Source organism: Rahnella sp. BIGb0603 (assembly GCF_024808755.1).
GTDB classification, from domain to species: Bacteria; Pseudomonadota; Gammaproteobacteria; order Enterobacterales; family Enterobacteriaceae; genus Rahnella; species Rahnella contaminans.
Window position 1 is genome coordinate 591,163 of the sequence record NZ_JANUEX010000004.1, and the last position, 18,459, is coordinate 609,621.

The 18,459-nt window shown below is 52.8% G+C and carries 19 protein-coding genes; 10 read left to right on the forward strand and 9 right to left on the reverse strand.

Annotated elements, in window-relative coordinates; translation table 11 throughout:
* Nucleotides 1-43 precede the first annotated feature (43 nt).
* Together M2403_RS14030 and epmA are read right to left on the reverse strand one after the other, a co-directional pair.
* The gene (locus M2403_RS14030) at nt 44-1,408 is read right to left on the reverse strand and encodes a nucleobase:cation symporter-2 family protein (protein ID WP_165058812.1); all 1,365 of its coding nucleotides are present in this window, start codon (nt 1,406-1,408) and stop codon (nt 44-46) included.
* 279 nt (nt 1,409-1,687) lie between these two features.
* The gene (gene epmA / locus M2403_RS14035; RefSeq protein WP_259229601.1) at nt 1,688-2,665 is read right to left on the reverse strand and encodes an elongation factor P--(R)-beta-lysine ligase; all 978 of its coding nucleotides are present in this window, start codon (nt 2,663-2,665) and stop codon (nt 1,688-1,690) included.
* 282 nt (nt 2,666-2,947) lie between these two features.
* Between epmA and frdA the strand changes: the two genes are divergently transcribed.
* From frdA to blc, 5 genes are all read left to right on the forward strand, one after another.
* Complete coding sequence (gene frdA, locus M2403_RS14040; RefSeq protein WP_165058810.1) at nt 2,948-4,747, forward strand: fumarate reductase (quinol) flavoprotein subunit; 1,800 nt, start codon at nt 2,948-2,950, stop codon at nt 4,745-4,747.
* Nucleotides 4,740-5,474: a succinate dehydrogenase/fumarate reductase iron-sulfur subunit gene (locus M2403_RS14045; protein WP_152325342.1), complete on the forward strand. Its 735-nt coding sequence runs from the start codon at nt 4,740-4,742 to the stop codon at nt 5,472-5,474. Before frdA ends, M2403_RS14045 begins: the two co-directional genes overlap by 8 nt.
* An 11-nt stretch (nt 5,475-5,485) precedes the next feature.
* Complete coding sequence (gene frdC / locus M2403_RS14050; RefSeq protein WP_152325343.1) at nt 5,486-5,902, forward strand: fumarate reductase subunit FrdC; 417 nt, start codon at nt 5,486-5,488, stop codon at nt 5,900-5,902.
* 9 nt (nt 5,903-5,911) lie between these two features.
* Complete coding sequence (gene frdD / locus M2403_RS14055; protein WP_104923549.1) at nt 5,912-6,271, forward strand: fumarate reductase subunit FrdD; 360 nt, start codon at nt 5,912-5,914, stop codon at nt 6,269-6,271.
* A gap of 121 nt (nt 6,272-6,392) precedes the next feature.
* On the forward strand, nt 6,393-6,917 hold the full coding sequence (gene blc, locus M2403_RS14060) for an outer membrane lipoprotein Blc (protein ID WP_152325344.1): 525 nt from the start codon (nt 6,393-6,395) through the stop codon (nt 6,915-6,917).
* 76 nt (nt 6,918-6,993) lie between these two features.
* Here the strand turns inward: blc and M2403_RS14065 are convergent, their stop codons facing one another.
* The 3 genes from M2403_RS14065 to efp all read right to left on the reverse strand — a co-directional run bounded on the left by M2403_RS14065 (nt 6,994) and on the right by efp (nt 8,030).
* Nucleotides 6,994-7,128 (reverse strand): entericidin A/B family lipoprotein, encoded by a 135-nt coding sequence (locus M2403_RS14065; RefSeq protein ID WP_014333643.1) that lies wholly within the window; start codon nt 7,126-7,128, stop codon nt 6,994-6,996.
* A 118-nt stretch (nt 7,129-7,246) separates the two neighbouring features.
* On the reverse strand, nt 7,247-7,375 hold the full coding sequence (locus tag M2403_RS14070; protein WP_013573743.1) for an entericidin A/B family lipoprotein: 129 nt from the start codon (nt 7,373-7,375) through the stop codon (nt 7,247-7,249).
* Nucleotides 7,376-7,463: 88 nt separating this feature from the next.
* Nucleotides 7,464-8,030, reverse strand: coding sequence for an elongation factor P (gene efp, locus M2403_RS14075; RefSeq protein WP_101078258.1), 567 nt, complete (start codon nt 8,028-8,030; stop codon nt 7,464-7,466).
* Between the two features lie 37 nt (nt 8,031-8,067).
* Here efp and epmB point away from each other — a divergent pair, with 37 nt between their 5' ends.
* On the forward strand, nt 8,068-9,096 hold the full coding sequence (gene epmB / locus M2403_RS14080) for an EF-P beta-lysylation protein EpmB (protein WP_152325345.1): 1,029 nt from the start codon (nt 8,068-8,070) through the stop codon (nt 9,094-9,096).
* 91 nt (nt 9,097-9,187) lie between these two features.
* On the opposite strand, the gene M2403_RS14085 is transcribed toward epmB, so the two are convergent.
* The 4 genes from M2403_RS14085 to M2403_RS14100 all read right to left on the reverse strand — a co-directional run bounded on the left by M2403_RS14085 (nt 9,188) and on the right by M2403_RS14100 (nt 12,534).
* Entirely contained in the window at nt 9,188-9,532 is a 345-nt protein-coding gene (locus M2403_RS14085; protein ID WP_014333641.1) for a DUF4156 domain-containing protein, read from the reverse strand.
* A 301-nt stretch (nt 9,533-9,833) separates the two neighbouring features.
* Nucleotides 9,834-11,480 carry a chaperonin GroEL gene (gene groL, locus M2403_RS14090; RefSeq protein ID WP_101078256.1) on the reverse strand — a complete coding sequence of 549 codons (1,647 nt, stop codon included), beginning with the start codon at nt 11,478-11,480 and terminating at the stop codon, nt 9,834-9,836.
* 53 nt (nt 11,481-11,533) lie between these two features.
* A complete protein-coding gene (locus tag M2403_RS14095; protein WP_009636718.1) occupies nt 11,534-11,827 on the reverse strand; it encodes a co-chaperone GroES in 294 nt (97 codons plus the stop codon).
* 215 nt (nt 11,828-12,042) lie between these two features.
* On the reverse strand, nt 12,043-12,534 hold the full coding sequence (locus tag M2403_RS14100; protein WP_152325346.1) for an FxsA family protein: 492 nt from the start codon (nt 12,532-12,534) through the stop codon (nt 12,043-12,045).
* Between the two features lie 372 nt (nt 12,535-12,906).
* On the opposite strand from M2403_RS14100, the gene aspA reads away from it, so the two are divergent.
* The 4 genes from aspA to M2403_RS14120 all read left to right on the forward strand — a co-directional run bounded on the left by aspA (nt 12,907) and on the right by M2403_RS14120 (nt 18,341).
* Entirely contained in the window at nt 12,907-14,343 is a 1,437-nt protein-coding gene (aspA, locus tag M2403_RS14105; protein WP_152325347.1) for an aspartate ammonia-lyase, read from the forward strand.
* Nucleotides 14,344-14,478: 135 nt separating this feature from the next.
* Entirely contained in the window at nt 14,479-15,780 is a 1,302-nt protein-coding gene (locus tag M2403_RS14110; protein ID WP_152325348.1) for an anaerobic C4-dicarboxylate transporter, read from the forward strand.
* A 205-nt stretch (nt 15,781-15,985) separates the two neighbouring features.
* The gene (locus M2403_RS14115; protein WP_259229609.1) at nt 15,986-17,722 is read left to right on the forward strand and encodes a protein-disulfide reductase DsbD; all 1,737 of its coding nucleotides are present in this window, start codon (nt 15,986-15,988) and stop codon (nt 17,720-17,722) included.
* Nucleotides 17,723-17,765: 43 nt separating this feature from the next.
* On the forward strand, nt 17,766-18,341 hold the full coding sequence (locus M2403_RS14120) for a transcriptional regulator (protein WP_259229610.1): 576 nt from the start codon (nt 17,766-17,768) through the stop codon (nt 18,339-18,341).
* Nucleotides 18,342-18,459 lie beyond the last annotated feature (118 nt).

Consider the following 18,459-nt stretch of genomic DNA (forward strand, 5'->3'; position numbering starts at 1 on the left):
GCCCTGTCTGCTGATCCAGGGGCTCACGCGCGCGCGGGGAACGTTAGTGAACTTTCACCTCTTCTGCCACGGCAATAGCGCGCTCTGCAGGCATCAGCAGATTCAGCAGGATGGCGATCACGCCACCGCTGGTGACTGCGTGGCCGAAGATATTCCCCACAATCGGCGGGAACTGCGCCAGAACATCGGGCACCGCTTCAATGCCCAGACCGATGCCAAAGGAAATCGCGATAATTAACATTTCGCGGCGGCCAACAGGCGACTGCGTCATGATACGAATGCCCGCGGCGACCACGCTGCCAAACATCACCAGCGTCGCGCCACCCAGCACCGGCGCAGGGATTTGCTGCAAGACTTCGCCGATAAACGGGAACAGCCCGAGCAACACCAGAACGCCTCCGATGTACATCCCGACATAACGGCTGGCGACGCCGGTCATCTGGATCACGCCGTTGTTCTGCGCAAAAGTGGTATTCGGGAAGGAAGAAAACGCCGCAGCAATAATGCAGCTGACGCCATCGGCCAGGATCCCGCCCTTCAGGCGCTTGCGGAAACTTTCCCCTTCAATTGGCTGCTGCGACAACATACAGTTCGCCGTCAAATCGCCGACCGCTTCCAGAATACTGATAAACGACACCAGCGCGATTGGCACGAAGATGATCCAGTCAAACTTGAAACCAAAACGGAACAACTGCGGCAGCGCAAACCCGTCGCCCTGCAACGGTTTAAGCGGCAAATGTCCGGTCAGGGCAGCCGCGATGCACCCGACAATAATCCCTAATACTATCGATGAAAGGCGCAGCCAGCGTACATTAATGCGGTTACATACGACGATCACCAGCAGCGTCAGCGCGCCCAGCGCCAGATTGACCGGCGCACCGAAATTCGCCGCACCGTGCCCGCCCGCCCAGTCTGTAATACTGACTTTAATCAGGCTGATGCCAATCAGGGCAATGACCGTTCCGCTGACCAGCGGGGTAAACACGCGGCGCATCTGCCCGATAAACCGGCTGACCAGAAGCGGAATAAACGCCGCGACAAAGTTCACGCCAAAAATCATCGCCATGATGTCTTCAGGCGAGCCCCCGCGGCTTTTCACCAGCATTCCTCCGGACAGAATCACACCCAGAAATGCAAAACTGGTGCCTTGCAGGCAAATCATCCCCGCGCCCACCGACATAAACCGACGCGCCTGAATGAACGTCCCGATGCCGGAAGCCAGCAGCGACATACTGATGAGATAAGGGAGATACGCATTCAGCCCGAGCACCGAACCGATAATCAGCGGCGGAGTAATAATCCCCACCACGCTCGCGAGGACATGCTGGATGGCCGTGAAAAATGCCGGTGCCGGTGCAATACGCGCCTCCAGACCATAAAGAAGTTCTTTGTCGCCAGATTCAGACATAACGGGATCCCAGAGCTGATTGAGTAGTTATCCTGTAATGCATAAATCAGGCCAGCGGAGAGAAAATTTGCGTTAAATCGTTGATGAGACAGCAGGATTGCGGGTTCGCGCCGGGGTGTCATCCCTGAAACTTTAAAATCAGTGTTACGCGATTTAGGTACTTTTGTTTCACTAAAGGAGCAATTTTAATGTTATTGCACAATCACAGGGCAGGGAAAGGAGGCATGGCGAGAAAGAAAGATAATCCTGACCCGAGGGCCAGGATTGGGGAAAACCGACTCAGGCGCGTGTGACCGGGAAAGCCAGCACTTCGTTCAGGCTGCCCGCGCCCAGCGCAATCATAATCAGACGATCAACGCCCAGCGCCACACCGGAGCATTCCGGCATGCCATGTTCCAGAGCATCCAGCAGATTGTTATCGATAGGATGCTGAGGTAAACCGCGCGCGGCGCGTTTACGGTTATCCTGCTCGAAACGCTGGCGCTGTTCGCGACCATCGGTCAGTTCGCGGAAACCGTTCGCCAGTTCGATGCCTTTGTAATACACCTCAAAACGCTCAGCAACGCGGTGATCTTCGGTGCTGATTTCCGCCAGAGATGCCTGCGTCGCCGGGAAGTGATACACAAAAGTCGGCTTGTCGCGGCCAATATGCGGTTCGACACCCATCGTAAACAGTAACTGCAATAAGGTGTCGCGGTCTTCTTCGGTATCCGCGATATTTGATAAATCCAGCTTCGCGGCAACTTCACGCAGTTCGGTTTTATCCGCAGACAACGGATCCACGCCCAGATGGCGCGTAAACGCCTGCTGATAGGACAGGGTTTCTGCCGTATCGCAATCGAGCACCTGTTGCAGCAGATCGTCCACTTCATTCATCAGGCGGTACATGTCATAACGCGGACGATACCATTCCAGCATGGTGAATTCAGGGTTGTGATGGATACCGGCTTCTTCGTTACGGAAGCTGCGCCCCATCTGGTAAATCGGCCCGCTGCCCGCAGCCAGCAGACGTTTCATGTGATATTCCGGGCTGGTCATCAGATACAACGTCATGCCATCAGCCGCACCCGGCCCGACAAAACGCGTGTCAAAAGGCACCAGATGGATGTCGGTCACCGTGGCCTGGCTCATGGCCGGCGTTTCCACTTCCAGCACGCCGCGATCGGAAAAGAAACGTCGAATCTCAGCGAGAATGGCCGCACGCTTCAACAAATTGGCGACAGGAGCACTGGGTTGCCAGCTTGCCGTTTCGCTCATGGTGATTTACTCCGAATTCAGAAAAGTCATGCAGTCTACCTGCAACCCTCAGGGCAAACAAATACCTCATTTTGCGAAGCAATATACAGATAAAGCCTAAACCTGCATTCACATCAAATTACCACTACTCCTCATTAGGTATAATAATTTCCTTACAAATAATAAGAATATTAGCCTCTGGGACAGCGCCTGTATGTCATCAGCGGTGGTTAAGCCTCAGATTCAAAACCTTTTTCGCGGGTGTTTCAAACCCGATCTCATTGATGATAGTGGAGGAATGCAGTGCAAACCTTTAACGCCGACATTGCAATTATAGGTGCAGGTGGGGCGGGTTTACGCGCAGCAATAGCCGCAGCGGAAGCCAATCCCAACCTGAATATCGCGTTGATTTCGAAAGTGTACCCTATGCGCAGCCACACGGTGGCCGCCGAAGGTGGTTCTGCCGCAGTGACGCAAGATCACGACAGCTTTGATTTTCACTTCCAGGATACCGTTTCCGGAGGCGACTGGCTGTGTGAGCAGGACGTAGTGGACCATTTCGTTCATCAATGTCCGACTGAAATGGCGCAGCTTGAACTCTGGGGCTGCCCGTGGAGCCGTAAGGAAGATGGTTCAGTCAACGTCCGGCGTTTTGGCGGGATGAAGATCGAACGCACCTGGTTTGCCGCGGATAAAACCGGCTTCCACATGCTGCATACCCTGTTCCAGACCTCGCTGAAATACCCGCAAATCAAACGATTCGACGAGCATTTCGTTCTCGATATTCTGGTCGATGACGGCCAGGTTCGCGGCGTCGTCGCCATCAATATGATGGAAGGCACCCGCGTACAAATCCGCGCTAACGCAGTCGTGATGGCAACCGGCGGCGCAGGCCGCGTTTACCGTTACAACACCAACGGCGGGATTGTCACCGGCGACGGTATGGGTATGGCGTTCCGTCATGGCATTCCGCTGCGTGATATGGAGTTCGTGCAATATCACCCGACCGGCCTGCCCGGATCCGGCATTCTGATGACAGAAGGCTGTCGTGGTGAAGGCGGTATTCTGGTCAATAAAGACGGTTACCGTTATTTGCAGGATTACGGCATGGGGCCGGAAACCCCGCTCGGCGAACCGAAAAACAAATACATGGAACTTGGCCCGCGCGACAAAGTCTCGCAGGCGTTCTGGCACGAATGGCGCGCCGGACGCACCATTTCCACTCCGCGTGGCGATGTGGTGTATCTGGATTTACGTCATCTCGGCGAGAAAAAGCTGCGCGAGCGTTTGCCGTTTATCTGTGAACTGTCCAAAGCTTACGTCGGCGTGGATCCGATTACCGATCCAATCCCTGTACGCCCTACCGCGCACTACACGATGGGTGGAATCGAAACGGATGCGCAGTGCGAAACCCGCATCAAAGGTCTGTTTGCCGTCGGTGAATGTTCATCGGTTGGCCTGCACGGCGCAAACCGTCTGGGCTCCAACTCACTGGCAGAGCTGGTGGTATTTGGCCGCATGGCCGGCGAAAAAGCAGCAGAACGCGCCGCCGAAGCCAAAGACTACGGCAATACCGAAGCTCTCGACGCGCAAGTTCGTGATATCGAAAATCGCGTTGACGCGCTGATGAAACAGGAAGGCGATGAAAGCTGGGCGGCCATCCGCGACGAAATGGGTCTGGCGATGGAAGAAGGTTGCGGGATTTACCGCACCACCGAACTGATGCAGAAAACCATCGACAAGCTGACCGAGCTGAAAGAGCGCTTCAAACGCGTCAAAATCAAAGATACTTCCAGCGTTTTCAACACCGATTTGCTGTACACCATCGAGCTGGGACACGGACTGGAAGTGGCCGAATGTATGGCGCATTCGGCCCTGCATCGTCGGGAATCCCGCGGCGCACATCAGCGTCTGGATGAAGGCTGTACCGAACGCGATGACGTCAATTTCCTTAAGCATACGCTGGCCTTTTATCAGCCAGATTCCGCGCCACGTCTTGAATATGGCGATGTGAAGATCACCACATTGCCACCGGCAAAACGTATGTATGGCGGGGAAGCTGAGAATCACGATAAAAAAGATAAGGAGCAATCACGTGGCTAAAATGCGAAGCCTGAAGGTTGAAATCATGCGCTATAACCCGGAGACGGACCACGCGCCGCATCCGGTTGTGTATGACGTGCCTTTCGACGAAACAACGTCGCTGCTCGACGCACTGGGCTATATCAAAGACCATATCGCCGCCGATCTTTCCTACCGCTGGTCGTGCCGTATGGCCATTTGCGGCTCCTGCGGCATGATGGTCAACCGTGTGCCAAAACTGGCCTGCAAAACGTTCCTGCGCGAATATCCGGACGGAATGCAGGTGGAGGCGCTGGCAAACTTCCCGATCGAGCGCGATTTAGTGGTCGATATGACCCACTTTATAGAAAGCCTCGAATCCATTAAGCCGTACATCATTGGCAATACCCGTACCGTAGCGGAAGGCCCGGGCAAACAAACGCCTGCACAGATGGAGAAATATCATCAGTTCTCCGGCTGCATCAACTGCGGTTTATGTTACGCCGCCTGCCCGCAATTCGGTCTGAATCCGGAATTCATCGGCCCGGCCGCCATTACGCTGGCGCACCGCTACAACCTGGACAACCGGGATCACGGCAAAGCCCAGCGTATGCCGCAGCTTAACGGCCAGAACGGCGTCTGGAGCTGTACGTTTGTCGGTTACTGCTCTGAAGTCTGTCCGAAACACGTCGACCCGGCCGCCGCTATTCAGCAGGGCAAAGTTGAAAGTTCGAAAGACTTCATGATAGCGAGGCTGAGACCGCAATGAGGGAGGAAAATATGACGACTCGAACTCAGACCCCGGGCAGCAAACGTAAACCTTACGTGCGCGAAATGCCCGCCAGCTGGTGGCAACGTTCACCTTTCTATCGTTTCTATATGCTGCGTGAAGGCACGTCCGTTCCGGCAGTCTGGTTCAGTATCTTGCTGCTGGCCGGTATTTTCGCCTTACGTAACGGGCCGGAAAGCTGGGCAGGATTTGTACATTTCCTGCAAAACCCGGTGGTCATGCTGATCAACCTGATTGCTTTACTGGCTGCGCTGCTTCACACCAAAACCTGGTTTGAACTGGCACCGAAAGCCTCCATCGTCATTGTGAAAGGCAAGAAAATGGGGCCGGAGCCGGTGATTACCGGTTTCTGGTGCGTAACTGCCGTTGTGACGCTGGTGATCCTCGCCATCGCGCTGTTTCTTTGAGGAGGCGACATGAAAAATACTCTTCCTAAACGTTCAGATGAGCCGGTGTTCTGGGGGCTGTTTGGCGCAGGCGGCATGTGGAGTGCGATTTTTGCGCCGGTGATGATTCTGCTGGTGTGCTTCCTGCTGCCGCTGGGGTTTTTCCCCGGTGACGCGCTGAGCTATCCGCGCGTACTGGCATTTGCACAAAGCTGGATTGGTCGCCTGTTTCTGCTGCTGATGATCGTCCTGCCGTTGTGGTGCGGTCTGCACAGGATCCATCATGCCATGCACGACCTGAAAATCCACGTTCCTGCCGGTAAATGGGTGTTCTACGGTCTGGCAATGATCTTAAGCGTTGTCACACTTATCGTGTTGATCCGCCTCTGATCTGACAAGATCCCCTTTTTCAGCGGTCATTTCCGTGACCGCTGATTTTTTCCTGCCTTCCCTTTTCTCTTTTCCTCAATTGTTACCTACACTTAGGTGATTACCTCAGGAAGGAACATTTATGCGTATCTGGTCAAAACTCGGTGTGATTGTTACGGCACTTTTATCGGTCGCTTGCAGCGTGACGCCACCCAAAGACGTCAAAGTCGTCAGTAATTTCGAGCTTAACCGCTATCTGGGAACCTGGTATGAAGTGGCAAGGCTGGATCATAGCTTTGAAAGCGGGCTTGAACGCGTGACGGCCAATTACAGCTTGCGGGATGATGGCGGTGTGAAAGTTATTAACCGTGGCTTTAATACTGAGAAAAACAAATGGCAGGAAAGTGAAGGCAAAGGGTATTTCACCGGTTCAACGTCACGTGCGGCGCTTAAAGTTTCGTTCTTTGGCCCGTTCTATGGTGGCTATAACGTCATCGAGCTGGATAAAGATTACCGCTATGCGCTGGTTTGCGGGCCGGATAAAAGCTATCTGTGGATCCTCTCACGAACCCCGACGCTGGATGACAGCGTAAAACAGCAACTGCTGAAAACCGCGCAAGGCTACGGCTTTGATACCAGCAAGCTGGTGTGGGTCAAACAGCCGTAAGTTTTCCCCCTTCAGAAACAACACTGCCTGCATCAATGTGCAGGCAGACTTCAGCTTACTTCAACTCACACGCCCGTTACTGAGCGCTTTTCTGAATTGCCTGGCCGCCGGCAGAGACATCTTCACCCACGCCACGCGTGGTATTGCAGGCAGTTAACGCAGAAGACAGAACAAGAACAGACAGGATTGCGAGGATACTTTTCTTCAACATATAAAATTCCTTCCTATAAGAGAATGTAAAGTAAGACTCACTAAGTGTAGTTAATTTTCTGAATACGGAAGGGAAAAGACAGGATTTTAGGACAGTTGGTAAAACGAGGCTGAAGGAATCAGCCTGCTTTGGAAATCGCGCCACCCAGATGCTGGATGTCTTCACCAAAACCGTGAACCGTGTTGCAGCCGGATAACGAAGCCAGCAACATCACTGAAACCACGATAAACATCATCTTCTTCAACATGGAAAACACAATCCCATTCAACAGGTTGAGCCGGAAAGCTGCGACAGGCATTACCCTGTGGCAGCTTTCATCCAGCGTAATAAGAAACTTATTTAACGCGGGAAACGTATTCGCCAGAGCGGGTGTCACAACGGACGATTTCGCCAATCTGCACGAATAAAGGCACTTTAACCACTGCGCCGGTGCTCAGCGTTGCTGGCTTGCCGCCGGTACCTGCGGTATCACCTTTCAGGCCTGGATCGGTATCAACAACTTCTGCTTCGATGAAGTTCGGTGGCTGGACAGCGATAGGACGACCGTCCCACAGAGTCACGATACATTCAGCGTTGTCTTGCAGCCATTTAGAGGCTTCAGAAACGGTTTTAGCTTCAACACCGTGCTGCTCGAAAGTCTCAGGGTGCATGAAGTGGTAGAACTCACCGTCGTTGTACAGGTAAGTCATGTTGGTATCTACAACGTCTGCACCTTCGCAAGAGTCAGTAGATTTGAAGGTTTTTTCTACACGGGAACCGGTCAGAAGACGGCGCATTTTCACACGTGCAAAAGCCTGGCCTTTGCCTGGTTTTACGAACACGCTGTCTTCGATTGCGAAAGGCTCGCCTTCGAACATGATTTTAAGACCCGGACGGAAATCGTTGCTAGAATAAGTCGCCATGATGGCCCTCTAATTTTAAACTGGTATTAGCCAAAAAATGGCAAACATTGTAACCCTAAACACGCCATTTAGAGAAGATTGGTTGTATCAACTCGGCGATGTTATCACTGACCCGAATGAACTGCTTACTCTTCTGGCACTTAACGACAATGCAGATCTGCAAAGTGGCCATGAAGCCCGTCGTTTGTTCCCGCTTCGCGTGCCCCGCGCCTTTGTGGCACGTATGCAGCACGGCGATCCGCGGGATCCTTTGTTGCTTCAGGTATTGACCGCACGCGAAGAGTTTATCGCCGCACCGGGCTTTACCACCGACCCGCTTGATGAACAACGCAGCGTTGTTCCGGGTCTGTTGCACAAGTATAACAATCGCGCCCTGTTGCTGGTGAAAGGCGGCTGTGCGGTGAATTGCCGCTACTGCTTCCGCCGCCATTTCCCGTATCAGGACAACCAGGGGAATAAAGCCAACTGGGTTCAGGCGCTGGATTATATCCGTACACAGCCCGAACTCGATGAAATTATTTTCTCCGGCGGCGATCCGCTGATGGCGAAAGATCACGAACTCGACTGGTTGATCGGTGAGCTGGAAGGGATCGCGCACATCAAACGCCTGCGTATCCATACCCGTTTACCGGTGGTGATCCCTGCGCGCATCACGGACACGCTCTGCCAGCGCCTTGAACAGTCGCGTTTGCAGGTGCTGATGGTGACGCACATCAATCACGCCAATGAAATCGATGACGCGTTGCGCGCCAGCATGGCGAAACTGAAACGTCATGGGGTCACGCTGCTCAATCAGAGCGTGCTGTTGCGTGATGTAAATGACTCTGCCGATGTGCTTGCTGCGCTCAGTAATGCGCTGTTTGATGCGGGAATTTTGCCTTACTACATCCACGTGCTGGATAAAGTTCAGGGCGCGGCGCATTTCATGGTGAGCGACGATGAAGCGCGCATCATTATGAAAGGGCTGATGAGCAAAGTTTCCGGTTATATGGTGCCGAAACTGACCCGCGAGATTGGCGGCGAACCGAGTAAAACCATTTTGGATTTACGCCTTAAACAGTCGTAAACGCGAATGCCGAAATGCAAAAAGGGATGCCACCGGGCATCCCTTTCGTATTTCTGTGCAGGTTCACGCAGCTAAAGCGTAAACGGCCCGACTATGGGCACTTATAAACCTGGCCGACCATTTTGCTGTCAACCGGTGCAAAGCTGGACAGGAAATTTTGAGACGGGCTGTTAGCACCATAAATGGTATTGCCGCCCATCGCTGCTGCCTTGTTGCGCAGGTCGTTGGCCGCACCACGCATTGAGCTGCCATCGCCGCCGGTACCGGAGAACCAGTTGCTTTGGGCACCAGTGACTTCACCGAGGAGCTGACAATTTGCGCCTGGTTTGTCGTCCGTGAATTTCACCTGCTGTCCCGCTGCATCCAGTTGATGAGTGGTACTGCACCCGGCAAGCAGCGCGATAGCTGACAGGCCCAGTAACATTTTAATCCGCATCACTTTCCCCATTTGTTTTTGTAATCACATAAAGCCTATCAGAAAACACCTGGCTCTCTTAGGCATCCGTTGCCACGCATACCCAAGGTTCTGCGCTATCGGTATAAATCCGAAAACCACGCAGAAATGAGTCTACACGTTAAACCCGGAAGACATTGAGACTTATCTTACTGAACACGATAAAAAATGGTCAAATAAAAAAACCCGGCCTTTTCAGACCGGGTTTCTTCAGTACGTTAACTCAGACAACAAAATTGCCGCTGATTTGCCGTACCTGCGGATGAACGCAGGGGGATGATGATTACATCATGCCGCCCATACCGCCCATGCCACCCATACCGCCAGCGCCGCCCATATCAACTTTATCGTCTTTAGGCAGGTCAGTGATCATGCACTCAGTGGTGATCATCAGGCCAGCTACAGAAGACGCGTACTGCAGAGCAGAACGGGTCACTTTAGTTGGATCCAGGATACCCATTGCGATCATGTCGCCGTATTGTTCGGTGTAAGCGTTGTAACCGAAGCTACCTTCACCTGCTTTAACAGTGTTTGCGATAACAGAAGCTTCTTCACCTGCGTTCACAACGATCTGACGAAGTGGAGCTTCCATTGCGCGCAGAGCAACGCGGATACCCACGTTCTGGTCATCGTTGTCGCCGGTCAGGTTAGCCAGAGTGTGAGCAACGCGAACCAGCGCAACACCACCACCAGCAACCACGCCTTCTTCTACAGCAGCACGGGTTGCGTGCAGCGCATCTTCAACGCGGGCTTTTTTCTCTTTCATTTCAACTTCAGTCGCTGCGCCAACTTTCAGAACAGCTACGCCGCCTGCCAGTTTAGCCACACGCTCTTGCAGTTTTTCACGGTCGTAATCAGAAGTTGCTTCTTCGATCTGCTGACGGATCTGAGATACACGGCCCTGAATGGTTGCTTCTTCGCCAACGCCATCGATGATGATGGTGGTGTCTTTGTTGATCACAACGCGTTTAGCCTGACCCATGTCTTCCAGAGTCGCTTTTTCCAGCTCCAGGCCAATCTCTTCAGAGATTACGGTACCGCCGGTCAGGGTTGCGATGTCCTGCAACATAGCTTTACGACGGTCGCCGAAGCCAGGTGCTTTAACCGCAGCCACTTTCACGATGCCACGCATGGTGTTCACCACCAGAGTCGCCAGGGCTTCGCCTTCAACGTCTTCAGCAATGATCAGCAGTGGTTTACCGGCTTTAGCAACGGCTTCCAGTACTGGCAGCATTTCGCGAATGTTAGAAATCTTTTTGTCAGCCAGCAGGATGAACGGGCTTTCCAGTTCGATTGAACCGGTTTCTGGCTTGTTGATGAAGTACGGAGACAGGTAACCGCGATCGAACTGCATACCTTCAACAACGTCCAGCTCGTCCTGCAAGCCAGTGCCTTCTTCAACAGTGATGACGCCTTCTTTGCCGACTTTTTCCATCGCTTCAGCGATCAGTTTACCGACGGTTTCATCGGAGTTAGCAGAGATAGTACCAACTTGTGCGATCGCTTTAGAGTCAGAGCAAGGTACAGACAGTTTTTTCAGTTCTTCAACAGCGTGGATGACCGCTTTGTCGATCCCGCGTTTCAGATCCATCGGGTTCATACCAGCGGCAACAGCTTTCAGGCCTTCAGTGATGATGGCTTGTGCCAATACGGTTGCGGTAGTCGTACCATCACCCGCTGCATCGTTCGCTTTGGACGCCACTTCTTTCACCATCTGTGCGCCCATGTTTTCGAACTTGTCTTCCAGTTCGATTTCACGTGCAACGGACACGCCGTCTTTAGTGATGGTTGGAGCACCGAAAGATTTGTCCAAAACCACGTTGCGGCCTTTAGGGCCCAGGGTCACTTTTACTGCATCAGCAAGGATGTTTACGCCACGCAGCATTTTCACACGGGCGTCGTTACCGAATTTTACTTCTTTAGCTGCCATTGTTAATTTCCCTTCAATTCGTTCAGTTCAGAAAAAAGTGGGTCGGAGGAAGATCAGGCTTCTACGATTGCCAGGATGTCGCTCTCAGACATAATCAACACTTCTTCATTGTCGATTTTTTCAGCTTTCACGCCGTAGCCGTCGTTGAAGATGACGATGTCGCCAACTTTAACGTCCAGCGCTTTAACTTCACCGTTTTCCAGAATGCGACCATGGCCGACAGCCAGGATTTCGCCACGGGTAGATTTACCAGCAGCTGAGCCAGTCAGAACGATGCCGCCAGCGGATTTAGATTCTACTTCTTTACGCTTGACGATAACGCGGTCATGCAATGGACGAATTTTCATTGATAACTCTCCTGTGAGCGGGTCCATATCTATTTTTAGGGTTGAATGCCTGACAAATGCCTGCCTGGCCTCGTGGTTTGTTTAATGGGGGCGATACACCCCCATTCAAGGGGAAGAAGAGAAAAAATTTCGCTTTTTCTTTTGGCTTTCAGGCCATCTAAACCCAGCCTGAAAACTACTTCCCAACAATGTATTAACAATCAAGGCCACAGAGATTAGCGATCGCGGTGCTCTGTGTCGTCATCTTTTTTCGGTGAAACCAGGCGTTCCGGTGTTTCATCAGTCCGCTGGAACTCGCCTTCAAAGGTATTTCCGGTGGGCGCACTGCTCCCCCAGTTACCGCCAGAGCGAACAATATTCAGGTGCGGCATCAGCTTGAGCGTCAGTCGTTTCTGAATCGGCGGCAGCAGGAGCAGCAAGCCGAGGAAATCGGTAAAGAATCCCGGAACCAATAACAGGAAACCGGCAATCACCAGTGAAACACTTTTCACCATTTCAGCCGCCGGGCTTTCACCGACAGCGAGCTTCTGCTGAAGCTGCATGAACGTTTTCATTCCCTGATTTTTGACCAGAGAAACACCCACGCAGGAGGTGAATACCACCAGCAATAATGTCGTGGCGACGCCAACAACCGCAGCCACCTTGATAAATAAGGTGATTTCAATATAAGCCAGCAGGAATAACAGTAGTAACGGTAACCAGCGCACCGCATTCTCCTTGTGATTTGGCCCCGAAGTTCTTTTTCAGAACCGTTCGAAACCCTGAATAAGTGCCTGTTTCCGATGTTTACCATCAAAGAAATGCAGGCTGACTACAATGAGATGGTGCTGTGTCCCGGTGATTTCAAGCACCAGACCTGATTTAATTGAGCAGGTAAATGAATTGTGAGAATTCTCACAGATACTAAAAACTTGCACAATCATAGGGCAGGATAGTGATCTTAGTACGTGCAATTCGCCTGAAGCAGCATATGATCGCCTTCGTTGTGGAAACAACGGTTGATCGTTTTAAATTTACCACGGCTAGTAACATAATTTTAAACATCGCATAACGCATTCAGTACCGAAGAGAAGGTTCTCATGTCAAACACCATTCGTATCGAGGAAGACCTGCTGGGCACGCGCGAAGTACCGGCAGAAGCTTATTACGGCATTCATACCCTGCGGGCGATTGAAAACTTCTATATCAGCAACACCAAGATCAGCGATGTGCCTGAGTTTGTTCGTGGCATGGTGATGGTGAAGAAAGCGGCGGCTCTGGCAAACAAAGAGCTGCGCACCATTCCACGCCATATCGCGGACATCATCATTCAGGCGTGCGACGAAGTGCTTGATAAAGGTAAATGCATGGACCAGTTCCCTATCGACGTCTATCAGGGCGGCGCGGGAACCTCGGTAAATATGAACACGAATGAAGTGCTGGCGAACATCGGTCTGGAACTGATGGGTCACCAGAAAGGCGATTACCAGTTCCTTAATCCCAACGATCACCTTAATAAATGCCAGTCCACCAATGATGCCTACCCGACCGGTTTCCGTATCGCGGTTTACGCCTCTTTGCTGAAACTGGTTGATGCGATTTCTCAGTTGGGTGATGGCTTTGAGCGCAAAGCGGTCGAATTTGAAAACGTCATCAAAATGGGCCGCACGCAGTTGCAGGACGCGGTACCGATGACGCTCGGCCAGGAATTCCATGCATTCAACGTATTGCTTAAAGAAGAAACCCGTAACCTGATCCGCACCGGTGAATTACTGCTGGAAGTAAACCTCGGGGCAACGGCGATTGGTACGCGCCTGAATACGCCGGAAGGATATCAGCAGCTGGCCGTGCAGAAACTGGCGGAAGTCAGCAATCTGGCGTGCGTTCCGGCTGAAGACCTGATTGAAGCAACATCAGACTGCGGCGCTTACGTAATGGTTCACAGCTCCCTGAAGCGTCTGGCGGTTAAGCTTTCCAAAATCTGTAACGACCTGCGCCTGCTCTCTTCCGGGCCTCGCGCCGGGCTCAATGAGATCAACCTGCCAGAATTGCAGGCCGGTTCTTCCATCATGCCTGCCAAAGTTAACCCGGTGATCCCGGAAGTAGTGAATCAGGTTTGCTTCAAAGTCATCGGCAACGACATGTGCGTCACGATGGCCGCCGAAGCGGGTCAGTTGCAGCTGAACGTCATGGAGCCTGTGATCGGCCAGGCCATGTTTGAATCCGTGCACATCCTGACTAACGCCTGCTACAACCTGCTGGAAAAATGCATCAACGGCATTACGGCAAACAAAGAAGTGTGCGAATTCTACGTCTTCAACTCCATTGGTATCGTGACGTATCTGAACCCGTTCATCGGCCACCACAATGGCGATATCGTCGGTAAGATTTGTGCGGAAACCGGCAAGAGCGTTCGTGAAGTCGTGCTTGAACGCGGTTTGCTGACGGAAGCCGAGCTGGACGACATTTTCTCTATCGAAAACCTGAAGCACCCGGCTTACAAAGCGAAGCGCTATACCGATGAAAATGAACAGTAACAGACTCCATTTCTGACCTTTTAAAGGCTCGTTGTTCTGCGGAACAGCGGGCCTTTTTACTGAGTTGCAAACAACAATTACATAACAATTATTTTTCAATTCCTTAAGGATTACTGGATATATGGACGGACAGCCATGTTAATCATCGAACTTATTATTGTACTCGCCGCAATTTTTCTCGGTGCCCGTCTGGGCGGCATCGGAATTGGTTTCGCGGGCGGATTGGGTGTTCTGGTGCTTGCTTTAATCGGCGTGAAACCGGGATCGATTCCTTTTGACGTTATCTCAATCATCATGGCCGTGATTGCCGCCATTTCGACCATGCAGGTCGCGGGCGGGATGGATTATCTGGTGCAGCAAACCGAGAAACTGCTGCGCCGAAACCCGAAACACATCACCCTTCTGGCCCCGATCGTCACGTATTTCCTCACGATCATGGCCGGTACCGGCAACATTTCACTTTCTGCGCTCCCGGTAATTTCTGAAGTGGCAAAAGAGCAGGGGATCAAACCTTGCCGTCCGCTTTCTACGGCCGTAGTGGCCGCGCAGATCGCTATCACCGCCTCGCCCATTTCCGCCGCGGTGGTGTATATGGCGTCGACGATGGAAAGCCACGGCGTCAGTTATTTGCATCTGCTGATGGTGATGATTCCTTCGACGCTGGCGGCAGTGATTGTGATGTCGCTGATTATCAGCTGGTGTTTTGACTCGAAACTCTCCAACGATCCGGTTTATCTCAAGCGCTATGAAGAAGGCCTGATTGAGCTGCGTGGCGATAAAAAAGTGGAAATAAAACGTGGCGCGAAGCTTTCCGTTTTACTGTTCCTGCTGGGCGTTTTTTCTGTGGTTGGCTACGCCGTGATTAACAGCCCGAGCCTTGGCTGGGTTGCTCAACCGGTGATGACCACCAACAGCGCGATTCTGATTATTATGCTCAGCGTGGCGACATTAATCACCCTGCTGTGCCGCATCGAAACCGACTCAATTCTGACCTCCAGCACGTTCAAATCCGGCATGAGCGCCTGCATTTGTATCCTCGGCGTTGCCTGGCTCGGAGACACGTTTGTACAGGCGAATCTGGGTTGGATTAAGGAAACCGCAGGCACCATTATTCAGGCACATCCTTGGCTGCTGGCGGTGATTTTCTTCTTCAGTTCGGCCCTGCTGTATTCGCAGGCCGCGACGACCAAAGCACTGTTACCAATGGCGCTGGCGCTGAGCGTTTCCCCGCTGACGGCGGTGGGTTCTTTCGCGGCAGTCTCAGGGCTGTTCATTTTGCCGACGTATCCGACGCTGGTTGCCGCTGTGCAGATGGATGACACCGGTACCACCCGAATTGGCCGGTTCGTCTTTAACCATCCGTTCTTTATACCGGGCACGATCGGCGTATTTTTGTCGGTTCTTTTCGGCTTCGCCGCCGGCAGTATTATTCTCTGACAGTTTTTCCGGGGGCTACGGCCCCCACCTTTCCTGCGTTCTTCCGCTTCACTCTTTTGTAAAGTACCTGCAAGGCTTTCTGCGTCGCGTTCGCACGGGGTATACTCACATTTCATTAACGCGCTGCGGCATGAAGCCGTCCGCATCTTCTGTCGAATCACCCAGTGGCCGTTTAACTGCCGCGACAAAGAGAACTTTACTCCGCATGGATCACCGCATTCTTCGAATTTTCTTTCTGCTGTGCAGCCTGTTTATCTTGCCTTTGCAGGCGCACGCCTCGTTGTTTGATAAACCGGCAGCCACGCAATTTGTTCCTGTTGATCAGGCTTTCAGCTTTGATTTTCAGCAACAAGGCCATGACCTCAAGCTGAACTGGCAGATCCGCGACGGTTACTACTTATATCGCAGCAAAATTGAGATTGAACCGAAGAATGCCCGGCTGGCAGCGTTTATCCTGCCGAAGGGCCGTGAACATCACGATGAATTTTTAGGCGACAGTGAAGTATTCGAAAACGCGCTGCGCCTCACGGTGCCGTTACAGCAAGCCAGCGCCGATGCAACCGTCCGCGTAACTTATCAGGGATGTGCCGCCGCTGGTTTCTGCTATCCGCCGGAAACCCGTGAAGTGCCGCTCAGTGAAGTTTCAGAGCCGGTTAAAGCCAGCTCAGGCGTCGCAGGATCCGCCCTTCCGCCGGTCGAGGCCACACCAGCGAAAGTCTCCACGCCGCTGCCGTTTTCGCCGCTTTGGGCGTTACTGATTGGTATTGGCATCGCGTTCACGCCGTGCGTGCTGCCGATGTATCCGCTGATTTCCGGCATTATTCTCGGGCGCCAGCGCCCGCACAGCATGAAGCGAATTTTTCTGCTGTCGCTGGTGTACGTACAGGGCATGGCGCTGACGTACACTCTCCTTGGGATGGTGGTCGCCGCCGCGGGCTTGCAGTTCCAGGCCGCATTGCAAAGCCCTTGGGTGCTGATCGTTTTATCCGTGATGTTTATCGCGCTGGCGTTATCGATGTTTGGGGCTTTCAGCCTGCAACTTCCGTCCTCCGTTCAGACCCGGCTTGCGTTGTGGAGTAATGAACAAAAAGGCGGTTCGCTGCCGGGCGTCTTTATTATGGGTGCGCTGGCAGGCCTGATTTGTTCCCCCTGCACCACCGCGCCACTGAGCGCCATTTTGTTGTATATTGCCCAGAGCGGAAACTTGCTGGCCGGTGCCGGCACGCTCTATCTGTACGCGCTGGGGATGGGCATCCCACTGATTATCGTCACCCTGTTTGGGAATAAACTGCTGCCACGCAGCGGCCCGTGGATGCATTACGTCAAAGAAGGCTTCGGTTTTGTCATTCTCGCGCTGCCGGTGTTTTTACTTGAGCGTGTGATTGGCGATACCTGGGGATTACGCCTGTGGAGCCTGCTGGGCATCGCATTCTTCGGCTGGGCGTTACTGCTGAGCCTGAAAAGCCAGCGCGGTATCGTGCGTGTTCTGCAACTGATTTTCCTCGCCGCTGCGCTTATCGTCAGCCGTCCGTTGCAGGACTGGGCCTTTGCGCCCGCCAGCAGTCAGTCCGCGCCACAGCACGCGCTGAACTTCCAGAAAATACATAACGTTGACGAACTGAATGCCGCCTTGCAGGACGCGCAGGGCAAACGCGTCATGCTGGATTTGTACGCGGACTGGTGCGTGGCGTGTAAAGAGTTCGAAAAATATACATTTTCCGCGCCAGAGGTGCAGAATGAGCTGGCCGACACTATGTTGCTTCAGGCCGATGTGACGCAAAACTCGGCGGAGCAGAAGGCGTTGTTAGAGCGTCTTGAAGTGCTGGGCTTGCCCACGATTTTATTCTTTGGCCCCGACGGCCATGAATTGCCGCAGTCGCGGGTCACCGGTTTTATGGATGCCACTGAGTTCAGTACGCATTTGCAGAAAGCCCGCCCTTAAACGACACTACATTTTGAAGTACGCGAATTGTGAGGAGGCAAACGTGCTACGTGAACAGGTTCTCGATCAAACCCTAAATCTCTTGGAACAACGTGGCCTTGCAACATTGTCACTGGAAAACGTCGCTGAACTCGTCGACGTTCCGCTCAATGAACTTCGCCGCTTCTGGCCCGACGCCGAAGCGCTGCTCTATGACAGCCTGCGCTATCACGGAGAACAAATTGAGATCTGGCGGCGTCAGCTGATGCTGGATGAAACGCTCACTCCGCCGCAAAAATTGCTGGCACGGTATAAAGTGCTCGATCAGCAGGTGCGCCAGCAGCGTTACCCGGGATGCCTCTTTATCGCGGCCTGTACATTTTTCCCTGAGAGCGACGCGCCTATTCATCAACTGGCCGAAAATCAGAAACGGGCGTCCTACGACTACACGCTGTCTTTGCTCCAGGAAATGGGTTCCGATGACGCCGAAATGGTGGCGCAGCAGATGGAACTGATCCTTGAAGGTTGTCTGAGCAAGTTGCTGGTGAAACGTCAGCTCATCGATGTGGAAGTGGCGCGACGTCTGGCAGAAGATGTTTTGAATGTCGCCCGCTGCCGTGAACATGGCGCACTTTCCTGACTTTCTATGACCGCAGACAGGCCATTTCGCCATTTTTGAATGAAAAGTCAGCAAACGAACGTCTTTTATGTGTTTTACATGACAAAGCCGTTGACGGCACATGCCCAATACGGTTTAA